Raw genomic sequence first — 12851 nt, forward strand, 5'->3', positions numbered from 1 at the left:
CGACATGACCAATGCGGTGCGTCCGGCTTCGTTCACGGCCGGAACCCTCACCTTGCTCGGGGCTCTCTACTTTGCGCAGGGACTGCCGTTCGGATTCTTCACCCAGGCACTCCCGGTTGTGCTGCGGGAGTCGGGATTCTCGTTGGTGAAGATCAGTGCCACCGGTGTGCTGTTTCTGCCCTGGGCGCTGAAATTTCTCTGGGCACCGTACGTCGATCGCTACGGATCCAGACGGCGGTGGCTGCTGTCTCTGCAGTGTGCGGCTGCGGTGGTGGCTCTGGCGTTGTCGTTCCTCGACCTGTCGTCGACGTTGCGTTGGTTGTTCGTCGGCATCTTCGTCATGAATGCTCTCTCGGCCACACAGGACATCGCGACCGACGGCATCGCGGTCAGAACGCTGACCGCGGCGCAGCGAGGGCTGGGCAACGGCCTCCAAGTCGGTGCCTACCGAATCGGAATGGTGTGCGGCGGTGGACTGCTGTTGTGGCTGTTCACCTTTGCCGGGTGGCGGGTGCTGTTCGTCGCGATGGCATTGCTCATCGCATTGACGACTGTCCCGGTGTGGTGGATGCGCAGGCAACTCGACGCGGCGGATGCCGCCTCCGATCGGCACACCGAATCGGAATCGCCGGTTCGGCTTGCTGTTGCCTGGTGGTCCAGGCTCCGCAGGCCCGGCATGGTGGCGTTCATACTGCTGATCATCGGGTTCAAATTCGGAAACTCGATGGGATCGGCACTGGTGGGCCCGTTCCTGTCGGACAGTGGATTGTCCCTGCCGCAGATCGCGCTGGTCGAGGGTGGCCTCTCCTCGGTGGCAGCGCTCGGGGGTGCGGCCCTCGGGGCGTGGATGACCTTCCGGCACGGACGTCGCCGGGCGTTGCTGATAGGCGGAGTGAGCCAGACCATGAGCCTTGCGTTGTACGTCATCGCCTCCCTCGGCATCGGCGGATTTCCACTGCTGATCACGGCGAACATCACCGAGCACGTGCTCGGTGGGGCGGCCACGGTCGCGGTGTTCGCTCTCATGATGGACGCATCGGAGAAGCGTTTCGCAGGAAGCGATTACACGTTGATGGCCTGTGCGGTCGTCTTCGCGCAAGGAGCGGCAGGAATCGCAGCCGGTGTGGTGGGAGACCTGTTCGGCTACACAGCGATGTTCGGTTCTGCCCTGGTGTTGTCCGGTATCGGCTGTGCAGCATTGCTTGTCGCACTCGACCGTGGCTGGGGCCCCGAAGGTCTTCGGCAGGTTGTCCCTCCGAAGACCTTCGCCGGCTAGGGACGATTGAACCGGCGCTCAGCTACCGGGTGTGGATCCCGCGATGTTCACCATCCACTGCACACCGAACTTGTCGGTCAGCATGCCGAACGTATCGCCCCACGGAGCCTTGTCGAGGCCCATCGTGAATTGCGCGTCGACGGCCAGCTTGTTCCAGTAGCCCGTCAATTCGTCCTCGTCGTCGCCGCTGAGAGAGACGCTCATCGCGCTACCGGGCGTGTGGTCCATCGAGGACGGCGTGTCGGCACCCATCAAGGTGAATCCATTGGGAGTGGTCAACTGGCCGTGCATGATCTTGTTCTCATCGGCGGGATTCTCGCTGGCCATGGCCTCGCCGAACGTGCTGACGGTCAGCTCGCCTCCGAAGACGGACCGGTAGAACTCCATGGCCTCGCGGGCGTTGTCTCGAAACGAAAGATACGGATTGAGAATGGACATGGCTGGCTCCTTTTCGCTGATGTACACCGACGGCATCCGTCGAAACGGTAGACCGGCGCTACGACGAAAAGTCACCGGAAGAGGTATCGGTGTCTTCCGGCGTCGGTACTGCGGACTCCCATCTGGCCCGTCGTTCGTCGTCGGACTGCTCCCACCACGGTGCTCCTCGTTCGCCGAGAGCGACCTTGGTCGCCTGTACACCTGCGCGAGATTCCGGGGCACCCGACGTGCGTTTGACCTCCCTGCGCCATGCCATGAGGATCGACCGCAGTTCTGCGTTCCGATCCTCGGGTATGTCGGGATCCGTTGCGCGCCAACGTCGGCCCTTGATCACGATGTAGTGACCGTCTTCGGTGTGTTCCGGTTCGTCAGCCATGAGTCCACCCTGCCACGGGTCAGCTGCTCAGGTACTGCGGAACTTCGATCGCGTCCAGTCCGAGGGCCACGGCAGCGCGAGCGGTCACCGGCCCGACGAGATTGCCGGTTCCGTTGTAGCCACCGAACGCGATCACTCCGTCATCGACGTAACCACACAACGGCCGCCCGTCCGCGGTGAACCCCACCGACGCTGCCCACCGTGCGTTCACGGAGACATGTTCGCCGGCAAACAACTCGGCGAGCGAGTCGAGGTAGTTCTGCACTCGGGCCGTCGGTTCGCTGGAGAAGGTCCACTCTTCCTCGACGAACAAGTCGCGGCCACCCCCGACGTACAGGCGTCCCGACGCGTCCTGCTGTGCGTAGTCGTACCCCCACCGTCCGTACACGGGACACGGCAACCGACCCGCCGTGACAGGAGCGGTGGCGAGCATCTGGAGGCGGGCCGTCCGAACTCGACCGTCGAGCTGGGGGAGTACGCGTTCGAGGCGACCGTCCACGGCGACCAGTATCAGATCGCAGCGGATCACCCCGGTCGGCGTCGTCACTGCTCCGGGCTCGATGCCGACAGCGGGTGTGTACTCGTGGAGCCTGGCGCGACCGGCAAGCGCTGCCGCCATTCCGAGTGCGCGACGGGCAGGATTCATCACCGCATCGTCGGGCAAAAAGACGCCGTCTCCCAGCTCGCCCGAATACTCTTCGACGGCAATGTTGTTCTCGCGCAGGCACTTCACCAATTCCGCGCAGTCCCGCGCATCAGCGGGGTCGGCCTGCGTATCCGGGACGCCCGCAAGCCTGATGGACCCGGTGCGGCGAATGACGGACGATCCGAGGAGTGCTTCCAACGAATCGATCTCGGCGAGGGTCGCACGATAGAGATCGACGGCGCACGGCCCCCACATCGACAGCGCGGTGTGCAGAAACGTTGCGGGGCCGCCCAGCAGAAAGCCGCCGTTTCGACCCGCAGCACCGGCTGCGACTCGCCCTGCATCGATCCCGACGACGTCGAGGCCGCGGCCGAGCAGGTCAGCGACAGCGGCCAGGCCCGAACCGCCGAGACCGACGACGCAGACGTCAGCAGAGCAGTCGCCGTCCAACGCGGGCACGCCCCGCCAACCGGACACCGCGGAATCGTCGTCCCACGCCGGACGGGACATGTCGATGGGGACGGTGCCGATCATGCCGACGATGGTATCCGTCGACCGGCACTGCATGGTTTACGATTCCGGCACCCGACACCCTTGACTGTGAGGACCGCCAATGCGCACCTTGATCGTGACCGCGTTCGTTTCGCTCGACGGCGTGATGGAAGGACCCGGTGGCGAAGCGGGCTACCGCAACTCCGGGTGGACGTTCCAGGACATCGAGTTCGACCCGGCGGCTTACGAAATCAAGGGGCGTGAGCAGAGCGAAGCGTCGGCGCTGCTACTCGGCCACACCTCGTACGAGGCCTTCGCACCGATCTGGCCGACGATGGACGATTTCGCCGAATACAATGCCATGCCCAGGTATGTGGTGTCGACCACGCTGGAGCAGGATGATTCGCGTTGGCCCGCAACCATTTTGCGCAGTATCGACGATGTCGCGGAGCTCAGGAACACCGACGGTGGGCCCATCTCCGTGCACGGTAGCGCCACGCTGGGCCGGAGTCTTGCCGATGCCGGTCTGGTCGATCGGTACCACCTACTGGTGTTCCCGCTCCTGCTCGGTGCAGGAAAGCGTCTGTTCAGTGCGTCGGACAAGGACACCACGCATCTCGAATTGGTCGAACACGAGGTGTACGGAAACGGAATCCAGAAGCAAGTCTTCGACGTTCGCCGTTAGTCCGTCGGGCAGGGCTCAGACGTCGTCGCTTCGGATGGTGCGCCGGCGAACCGATACGAGTTGGAGTTCGGGCCGGGACGCTGCAACTCGCTCGAGCCGGTCGAGAACATCGGTGACGTGATCGAGGTCGCCGGCCACGACCGAAGCGCCGATACCTGCTCGCCGATGAAGTTCACGATGGTCGGTCTCTGCGACCGATACCGCAAATTTGCGGTGCATCTCGGAGATCACCGGCCGAACAACGGAGCGTTTCTCTTTGAGTGAATGCACATCGCCGAGAAGAAAGTCGAATTCTATCCATCCAATCCACATAGGCCTGCCAGTGTAGTGCCGGCGGCACCCGCGTGCTCCCGACTCGACCCGGCGATGGCCGTGGATGCACACCATTCGACGCTCGTGTTCGTACACTGGCCTCATGGCTGCGCGGGATGGACACGGATCCTTGCCGCCGAGCCTTGTCGAAATGGCAACCCGCCAGGTGCGATCCGAGGTGCTCAGTGGTGAGCTGGAGCCCGGATCTCGGGTGGTCGAGGAGACGTTGTGCTCGCGCCTCGGAATCAGCCGGGCACCGGTGCGGGAGGCGCTGCGGCTGTTGGCTCAGCAGGGCCTCGTCGAACATCTTCCTCGCCGCGGGTTTCGGGTGACGGTGTGGTCCGCAGAGGACATTCTCGAACTTTTCGAGCTGCGTCAGGTTCTCGAGCAGCACGCGCTCAGACGCGCACTCCCGGTTGCGTCCTCGTCCTTCGATTCTTTCGCTCCGGTACGTGCGGCCCTCGACGAGATGCGCGACGCCGATGCCCGCGGAGACACATTGGAGAAGGACGATGCGCATCGTCGCTTTCACGAAGCCATAGTCGGGTTGGCGGGCAGTCGGCAGCTCGACGTCGCGTATGCGCCGATCCTGCTGAAGTTGCAACTACCGATGGCCCGCAACCTCAGAGAAGAAGCGCGGGTTGCGAATCCGGTCGACGGGATCAGGCGTCACGAGTGGTTGCTCGATGCGATCGAATCCAACGACGTGTCGGTGGCGCTCGCTGCGCTGAAGCAGCACGGCGAACTCACGTACCTCCACCTCGAGAGAATTTCCTAACAGACTCGAAACATGGCGACAACCTGCTGAAACAGCAAACTGTCGACAATCGACGGTATGAATTCAGACCGTGGTCCAGTGTGTGGACCCACCGTTGCAGAGATGCTCGAGGCGTACCGAACGGGCGCGAAGACTCCATCGAGTGTCGTCGAAGCGTTCTCGGCCGCCGTCGCGTCGCGCGGCGATGACGGCACATGGATCACCGTCGTCGGACTCGCGGAACTCTCCGCTGCGGCCGCAGCTCTGGAAGCACGATCCGACGCGCATTTGCTTCCGCTGTTCGGGATTCCCTTCGGGGTGAAAGACAGTATCGACGTGGCCGGGTACCCCACCACCCTGGCCTGCCCCGACTACGCCTACACGCCGGATTCGACGGCACCTGCGGTTCAGGCGCTGCTCGACGCCGGAGCCATTTTCGTCGGCAAGACCAGTCTCGATCAGTTCGCGACGGGCCTGAACGGCACTCGTACACCACACACCGTTCCGCGCAGTGTCTACGGCAACGACATGATCTCGGGCGGATCGAGCTCCGGATCGGCCTTGGCCGTCGCCCTCGGGCAGGTGCCGTTCTGTGTGGCCACCGACACCGCCGGATCCGGTCGAGTACCGGCCGCGCTCAACGGAATCGTCGGATGGAAACCGTCACGTGGCCTGATCAGCACCGTCGGACTCGTCCCCGCGTGCAAGTCCCTGGACTGCATCACCCTGATGGCTACCACGATCGAGGACCTCGACCTCGTGTTCGACGTCATGTGTGCCGAGGACCCGGCGGACGGTTGGTCACGTCCGCGCGGAGGAAGGTACGACGGGCGCGAGATCACCGTCGGACTACCGGACCTGCAGCTGCTGGACTTCTTCGGCGACGCGGCCATGGCCGCCGCGCATTCGGCTGCTCGGGAATCGTTGCCCTCGTACGGACTGCGCACGGCAACAGTCGATCTCATGCCGTTTCTCGATGCCGGCTCGCTGCTGTACCAAGGGCCGTGGGTTGCCGAGCGACTGGTCGAGTTCGATGCATTCCTCACCGAGAATCCAGATTCCATCGTCCCCGTCGTCCGCGAGATCTTCCTGGGAGGGCGTCAGTACAGCGCAGTCGATGCCTTCCGTGCACTGCAGACACTGCAAGACCTTCGCGCTCGCGTCGCGCAGCTCTGGACGTCGATGGACGTGATGATCGTGCCGACCATCGGCACCACCTTCACCGTTCCGGAGGTACTCGCAGACCCCATCGCGTGCAACACGAAGCTCGGTCACTACACCCACTTCGGGAACCTTCTCGACCTGACGGCGGTGGCAGTCCCCGCGGGGCTCACCGAGGACGGTCGACCGACCGGTCTCATGGTGATCGGGCCCGCGCTTGCCGACGACACGGTGCTGGCGGTCGCGGCCAGGATCATCGGCGAACGACGGATCGTCTCGGCGCGTACTCCAACCGAAGAATCGACTGTCGACATCGTCGTCGCGGGGCACCACCTGTCAGGGGAGCGGGCCAATCCGCAGCTGCTCGAACTCGGCGGAACCCTGGTGGAGGCGACGACCACCGCACCGACGTACACACTGCTTCGGATCGGAACTGCCGATCCGACACCCGGCTTGCTGCGAGTTCCATTCGGCGGCAGCGCAATCGACGTGGAGAGGTGGCGTCTGCCCGCCACTTCTCTTGCGGTACTCGCGGGCAGACTGCCGGCGGTGCTCGCTCTGGGACGAGTACTGCTGGCCGACGGTTCCGACGTTCTCGGCTACGTCTGCGACGCAACTGTCCAGACCGGCGCGGAGCGTCACACCGTCGACGACATCAGCGAGTTCGGTGGCTGGCGGGCATATTCCCGGGCGATCACTTCCGCCCACGACACTCCCACGGCAGCACAGGAGATCTCATGACCTCGACACACAGACCCGAATCGACGATTGCAACTGCATCACCATCGGAGTTCACGATCGATGCCGCACGGACGGCACTACTCGTGATCGACATGCAGCGGGATTTTCTGCTGCCCGGAGGGTTCGGGGAGAGCCTCGGCAACGACGTCGGCCTACTGCGAAGCGTCATCGAACCACTCGCGGGCCTCATCTCGGCAGCCAGGGAATCCGGGATACCCGTGATTCACACCAGAGAGGGTCATCTACCGGATCTGTCCGACTGTCCACCGGCGAAGTTGCGTCGCGGCACCCCGTCGCAGCGCATCGGCGACCCAGGAGCGTTCGGCCGCATCCTGATTCGCGGAGAGTACGGTCACGACATCGTCGACGAACTGGCACCGATCGACGGCGAGACCGTCATCGACAAGCCTGGAAAGGGGGCGTTCTACGCAACCGAACTCGCCGAGATTCTGATCGCCGCCGGAATCACCACGCTGCTCGTCACGGGCGTGACGACCGAGGTATGCGTGCACACGACAGTGCGTGAAGCCAACGATCGCGGATACGAGTGCCTCGTGGTGACGGACTGCGTCGGTTCGTATTTTCCGGAATTCCAGCGCGTTGGACTCGAGATGATCTCGGCTCAAGGTGGAATTTTCGGGTGGACCGCGTCGTCGGAGGACGTCGTGGCTGCGTTGTCTGCTTTCGTCCCCACCTCGGCGAGTCGATAGGACCTCGGACATGACCATGGACGTGAAAGATTCACCCGCTGCCGACCCGTCGTCTCCGTTCGCTCTTTCGTGGTGGACCAAGGGAGACACCAACGCGTTCTTCGGACTCGGCTTCAACATCCTCGTCAATGTGCTCACTCTGACGACACTCAGTATCGCCGTGGTCGGGATTCCGTCGAGTGACGTCCTCGGGACCCTGCTCCCCGCCCTCGGTATCGCGCTGATTCTGGGAAACCTGTACTACATGGTTCTCGCCCGTCGATTGGCCAAGCGCGAGAACCGAACCGACGTGACGGCGCTGCCCTACGGGCCGAGCGTTCCGCACATGTTCATCGTGGTGTTCGTGGTCATGTTGCCGGTCTATCTGGCAACGGGTGACGCGCTGCAGGCGTGGGCAGCGGGGTTGGCCTGGGCGTTCATGATCGGCATCATCGTCATGATCGGCGCATTCGTCGGGCCGTACATCCGTAGGATCACCCCGCGCGCGGCCATGCTGGGCACCCTGGCCGGCATCTCCATCACGTTCATCGCCATGCGTCCGGCCGCTCAGATGTGGGAGGCAGCTTGGATCGGATTGCCCGTTCTCGCAATCATTCTGATCGGATTCTTCACGGACGTGAAGCTGCCCGGAAACATCCCGGTCGGTCTCGCAGCGCTTCTGGTAGGCACGGCGATCGGCTGGATCGGCGGATACATGTCGGTGCCGGACGTGACCGAGGCAGCGAGCAACATCGCACTCGGCTTACCCGATCTGCGCCTCGATCTCCTTCTCGACGGTCTCGGTAATCTGGCCCCGTTGCTCGCTACCGCAATTCCGTTGGGGGTCTACAACTTCACCGAGGCGATGAGCAACGTCGAAAGCGCATCCGCCGCGGGAGACAACTACAACCTTCGCAGCGTGCTGCTCGCCGACGGATTCGGTGCGATCGTCGGCTCGGCCTTCGGATCGCCGTTCCCTCCTGCGGTGTACATCGGGCACCCGGGCTGGAAGGACGCGGGCGGCCGAACCGGGTATTCGCTCGCGTCGGGCATCGCGATCGGACTCATGTGTTTCCTCGGGCTCTTCGGATTACTGGCAACGCTGCTGCCGATTCCAGCGATCGTCCCGATTCTGCTGTACATCGGCTTGCTGATCGGTGCTCAGGCGTTCCAATCGGTGCCGAGGCTCCATGCCATCGCGGTGGTGGTCGCGTTACTACCGAACCTGGCGGAATGGGCAGTGGGGTTGATCGACAATGCACTCAGTGCTGCCGGTACATCGGCGACGGAGGTCGGTGACGAGGCGCTCGGCCAGGCGGGCGTCGTGTACGAGGGGCTCAAGACGTTCGGGTCGGGCGCGGTGCTCGCCGGACTGATGTTGGGCACCATCGTCACGTTCGTTCTGGACAAACGATTTGTTACCGCTGGTGCAGCCGGCGGGGTTGCCGCGGCATTGTCGTGGGTCGGCTTGATCCACTCACACGAGGTGGGTTGGGCCGCCAATCCCCAAGTGGCGCTGGGCTACCTGTTCTTCGGGCTGGTGTGTCTGGCGTACTCGCGGCTGATTCCCGGCACGAAGCGGACGGACGAGCCGCAACCGGTCGGTGAGCCAGGGGAGTAGCGCTCCCGATGCGGGCCGCTCGGCCCGCATCGGGAGATGCTTCAGCGCTCGCCGACGAGTCCGAGGGCCACGAGATCGGACAGATACTTCTCGATCAGTCCACGCCCGAGGTGTGGAATCTCCCCGACCGCCGCAGCGAACTCGTCCGCCGGCAACATCGCACCCGACGACGGCTGCTGCGGGTGTGCGTACGACTGAATCAAAGGCAGCAGCGAGTGGGAGCGCTGCTTCTCCGGAAGAGCCTCGACTGCAGCGCTGAAACGCTCGAACCATTCGTCGTAGTCGTCGACGATCTCGATGTCGCGACCCGCCTCACGGATCCAATCGACGAACGTGTCCAGCGAGATGTTGTCGTCGTGTGGGTTGAGAATGTCGAAGGTTCGGTAACCCGAGACGTCGGCACCCGCAATCGTCGTGATGGCACCGGCGCTGAAATCGGCGGGAAGCCCGTCGTAATGGGCTAGGGGACGCCCACTTTCGTCCGTCGGCGCACCGGTTCCCGTGGCGTAGAACGTCCGAGGAGCCAGTCCGGTTGCCACGACCGAGAGGATCAGACGCGTGAATACATCCGGTACGTTGAGCTGGCCCGACCACCTGCTGTGCGCGAGGATCATATCGGAGCGAAAGACCGACACCGGCAGACCGAATTCGTCGAATGCGTTGCGCAACAACACTTCGCCGGCCCACTTGGAGTTGCCATAGCCGTTGGCGTACGAATCGTCGACAGCCCGCGCAGGACTGTCGGTGCGGATGTCGCCGTTCTCCCGGAAATTGTCGACGCCCGCAGCGACGGCGACCGTCGACAGGTAGGTCACCGGCTTGACGTGGTCGGTCAGCGCGAGCCGGATCACCTCGGCCGTACCGACGACGTTGGGACCGAACAGGTGCTCGTACGGAAGAGAGTGGTTGACCAGCGCAGCGGGGTGAACGATGCGATCGATCCGCCCGGCCAGAGCCGCGAACTGGTCGTGGTCCAAGCCGAATCGAGGCGTGCCGAGATCTCCTGCCACGACCTCGAGGGCAGAGTCTGCCAGAGCTCGGTAGTGAGCGGACAGCTCTGTGTCTCCACTGTCGAACGCTGCATCGAGTCGGGAACGCGCGTCGGAATCGGAGCGTCCGCGAACCAAGCACACCACAGTTCCGCCGACCTCGGCCATACGCTCGAGCCATTCCAGGCAGAGGAAGCGGCCGAGGTATCCGTTGGCACCGGTCAGCAACACCGTTTCGGTTCGGGTGCGAGGGCCCGAAACATGATGAGCAGTATCGAGGAGCGTCTCGTCCAGGAAGGCAGACAGGCGCAGGTCGGAGGCGTGCGCAACCGTGGCGTCGCGTCCGTGCACCGAGGCGAATGTTGCTGTGTCGGAATCGTTGTCCCGGGCCGAGGTGATGTAGTCGGCCAAGGCAGACAGATCCATGGCCGGCCCGGTGATCACTCCCACCGGGACGTCCACTCCGTAGATGTCCCGCAGGAGCGTCGAGAACGTCAACGCCGACAACGAGTCTCCACCGAGATCACTGAAATGGGCGTCGGGTCGGACGTCGGATCCGTCGCATCCCAGCAGTGCCTGTGCCGCATCGCCGACGGTGGTCAGCACCGGGGCGTCGGCACCGCTGCGTCGAAGCTCGCGTAGGCGTTCGTTCTGACCCGACTCGAGTTCTGCGTAGCGACGCTCGAGATCGGCACCGTAGCGTTCGACGAGTTTCGGCCGTAGTTGCTTCCCGGCACCGGAGAGCAGCCCGTTGTCCTGCGTGAACGGCTGGTGCTCGATCGTCACGTCGCGCGGAATTTCGTACGAGTTCAGCGATTCCGTACGAGCGATTTCTTGCAGTGACTCGATGATCGAGGCTGTGGTCGTATCCGGCCGAGCCGGGACGACGACGGCCAGGAGATATGCGCGTTGGCTGTTGCCGTAGAGGAATATCTGGTCGACGAGTTCGCTGGTACCGAACACTGCCTCGAGACGGGCCAGGGCCACGAACTCACCCTGGGCCAGCTTGAGAACGTTCTTGCGGCGGTCTACGTAGGCAAGTCGGTCCGGCTCGATCTCGGCTACGACGTCCCCGGTGCGATAGAAGCCCTCGGAATCGAACACGTCCGCGGTGACGTCCGGGCGCTTGTAGTACCCGGGAATGATGGACGACGTCTTGAGTAGGAGTTCGCCGCGCGGATGCGGTGTGTCGGTGGAGAAGTAGCCGAGCTCGGGTACGTCGTCGAGTTTGTACTCGATCACCGGGGGGCGCGCGATGACGCCGTCGTGCAGCACCATTCCGGCTTCGGTGGAGCCGTAGTTGTCGCGGACCTGGATATCGAGCAGCTCGGTGATGAAATCCTTGACCTCGGTCGCGATCGGTGCAGTGCCGACCATCGCCGCCAGGATGCGTCCGCCGAATTGCCCGTTCCGGTAGCGCTCCAGAACCTCTCGCCGTACGGCCACTTCGTCTCCCACAGTGGAGCGCTCGACCTCTCGGTCGATCTCGGCGAGAACGTTGTGTCGAATCATCTCGCACACTCGGGGGATCAACAGTGCCATCGTGGGCCGAGCGAGCGCGAAGTCCTCGAACAGTGTGGACAGGTCGCTGGCACCGGCGAAGTGCACCGTCCCGCCGGCAGCGAGCGCCGAGAACACGAGGCCACGGCCGGCCAGATGACTCATCGGAAGATAGTCGAGTGTGATCACGGGGAAAGCAGGCCGGTCAACGGATTCGGAGGAAGCTCCGGTGTGGTGCCAGGCTCCGGTCCAGGCTCCGCAGACGATTCGTTCGGTGTGCATCGCCCCTTTGGGAGTTCCGGTGCTGCCGGAGGTGTAGATCAGTGTCGCGAGTCGGTCGGGATCTTCGGCATCGGGTAGCGGAACCTCCGGTAGTTTCTCGCCGTCGCGAACCAGCTCGGTGAGGGGCCGGATGACGACCCCGACCTGTTCGGCATCGGCGTGCGCGGACGTCATGATCCGTGTGTGCACGTCGATGGCAGCGTCGTAGTCGAGGACGACGATTCGCCGAATGGACCGGCACTGCGTGGCAACCTGGACCGCGACGGACAGATTGTCGACATCGGCTGCGAGGACGACGGGTTCGACTTCGTCGGCGATGGCCGAGAGCTGGCCCGCGGAGGCACCGGCCTGCAACGGAACGGCGATTGCGCCGAGTCGGATCGTGGCCAATTCCGCGATGACATAGTCGGCACTCGCAAAACCCAGGGTTGCGAAGAAGTCACCGGGAGCGATTCCGAACGAGTCGTGAGTCAGAGCCGAGGCCAGTGCACCGGCATCCTTCCAGGCTTGCCCGTAGGTGACGGTATCGAAGCGCGGGAGCAGGCGAAGGGTGTTTGCGTCGTCGACTCGGGCAATTTCGCGAGCCCGACTACCCAGGGCCGGTCGATCCGAGTAGCGCGTCATGATCTCGGCAACCACGCGGGCGAGGTTGGGCGACAACTCCTGGGCGGCGTCCGCCACCGAGCTCTCCGGTTCGGCGGCTCGAAACTCCTGGTCGGACTCGTGCAGCTCCTGGAATCGACTGCGTTGCCTGCTCTCTCGATCCTGTCGGCTGTCGACGGCCAGTGTGTGCGTCATGCTCGACTCCCTCCGACGACACGCACCGGTTGTCCGGAGCGCCTCGCAATTGTCCGCTTCATATCGTTATCAAAGGTAAGTATATGCC

At 63.8% G+C, this 12851-nt stretch carries 11 protein-coding genes; 6 read left to right on the forward strand and 5 right to left on the reverse strand.

The window, feature by feature from the left end:
* Positions 1 to 4 precede the first annotated feature (4 nt).
* Positions 5 to 1276 (forward strand): MFS transporter, encoded by a 1272-nt coding sequence (locus tag BH93_RS13050; protein ID WP_037174216.1) that lies wholly within the window; start codon positions 5 to 7, stop codon positions 1274 to 1276.
* A gap of 18 nt (positions 1277 to 1294) precedes the next feature.
* On the opposite strand, the gene BH93_RS13055 is transcribed toward BH93_RS13050, so the two are convergent.
* From BH93_RS13055 to BH93_RS13065, 3 genes are read right to left on the reverse strand one after another with little or no spacing between them, the layout of a single operon-like run.
* Positions 1295 to 1714 (reverse strand): VOC family protein, encoded by a 420-nt coding sequence (locus tag BH93_RS13055; RefSeq protein WP_037174218.1) that lies wholly within the window; start codon positions 1712 to 1714, stop codon positions 1295 to 1297.
* Positions 1715 to 1772: 58 nt separating this feature from the next.
* Positions 1773 to 2090, reverse strand: coding sequence for a hypothetical protein (locus tag BH93_RS13060; RefSeq protein ID WP_037173646.1), 318 nt, complete (start codon positions 2088 to 2090; stop codon positions 1773 to 1775).
* Positions 2091 to 2109: 19 nt separating this feature from the next.
* Positions 2110 to 3270 carry an NAD(P)/FAD-dependent oxidoreductase gene (locus BH93_RS13065; protein WP_052065129.1) on the reverse strand — a complete coding sequence of 387 codons (1161 nt, stop codon included), beginning with the start codon at positions 3268 to 3270 and terminating at the stop codon, positions 2110 to 2112.
* A gap of 79 nt (positions 3271 to 3349) precedes the next feature.
* Here BH93_RS13065 and BH93_RS13070 point away from each other — a divergent pair, with 79 nt between their 5' ends.
* Positions 3350 to 3913, forward strand: coding sequence for a dihydrofolate reductase family protein (locus BH93_RS13070; protein WP_037173648.1), 564 nt, complete (start codon positions 3350 to 3352; stop codon positions 3911 to 3913).
* A 15-nt stretch (positions 3914 to 3928) separates the two neighbouring features.
* Here BH93_RS13070 and BH93_RS13075 read toward each other — a convergent pair whose 3' ends face one another.
* Positions 3929 to 4225 carry a DUF503 domain-containing protein gene (locus BH93_RS13075; protein ID WP_032377966.1) on the reverse strand — a complete coding sequence of 99 codons (297 nt, stop codon included), beginning with the start codon at positions 4223 to 4225 and terminating at the stop codon, positions 3929 to 3931.
* Between the two features lie 103 nt (positions 4226 to 4328).
* On the opposite strand from BH93_RS13075, the gene BH93_RS13080 reads away from it, so the two are divergent.
* Genes BH93_RS13080 through BH93_RS13095 form a run of 4 tightly spaced genes read left to right on the forward strand, consistent with a single transcriptional unit; the run spans position 4329 to position 9194 of the window.
* Positions 4329 to 5003, forward strand: a complete 675-nt coding sequence (locus BH93_RS13080) for a GntR family transcriptional regulator (RefSeq protein WP_032378522.1) — start codon at positions 4329 to 4331, stop codon at positions 5001 to 5003.
* Between the two features lie 57 nt (positions 5004 to 5060).
* A complete protein-coding gene (gene atzF / locus BH93_RS13085) occupies positions 5061 to 6884 on the forward strand; it encodes an allophanate hydrolase (RefSeq protein ID WP_080739026.1) in 1824 nt (607 codons plus the stop codon).
* A complete protein-coding gene (locus BH93_RS13090; protein WP_052065069.1) occupies positions 6881 to 7594 on the forward strand; it encodes a cysteine hydrolase family protein in 714 nt (237 codons plus the stop codon). The genes atzF and BH93_RS13090 overlap by 4 nt, the downstream gene beginning before the upstream one ends.
* 10 nt (positions 7595 to 7604) lie before the next feature.
* On the forward strand, positions 7605 to 9194 hold the full coding sequence (locus BH93_RS13095) for a hypothetical protein (protein ID WP_037173649.1): 1590 nt from the start codon (positions 7605 to 7607) through the stop codon (positions 9192 to 9194).
* Between the two features lie 41 nt (positions 9195 to 9235).
* Here the strand turns inward: BH93_RS13095 and car are convergent, their stop codons facing one another.
* The gene (gene car / locus BH93_RS13100) at positions 9236 to 12763 is read right to left on the reverse strand and encodes a carboxylic acid reductase (protein WP_037173650.1); all 3528 of its coding nucleotides are present in this window, start codon (positions 12761 to 12763) and stop codon (positions 9236 to 9238) included.
* Positions 12764 to 12851 lie beyond the last annotated feature (88 nt).

This window comes from Rhodococcoides fascians A25f, assembly GCF_000760935.2.
GTDB lineage: Bacteria > Actinomycetota > Actinomycetes > Mycobacteriales > Mycobacteriaceae > Rhodococcoides.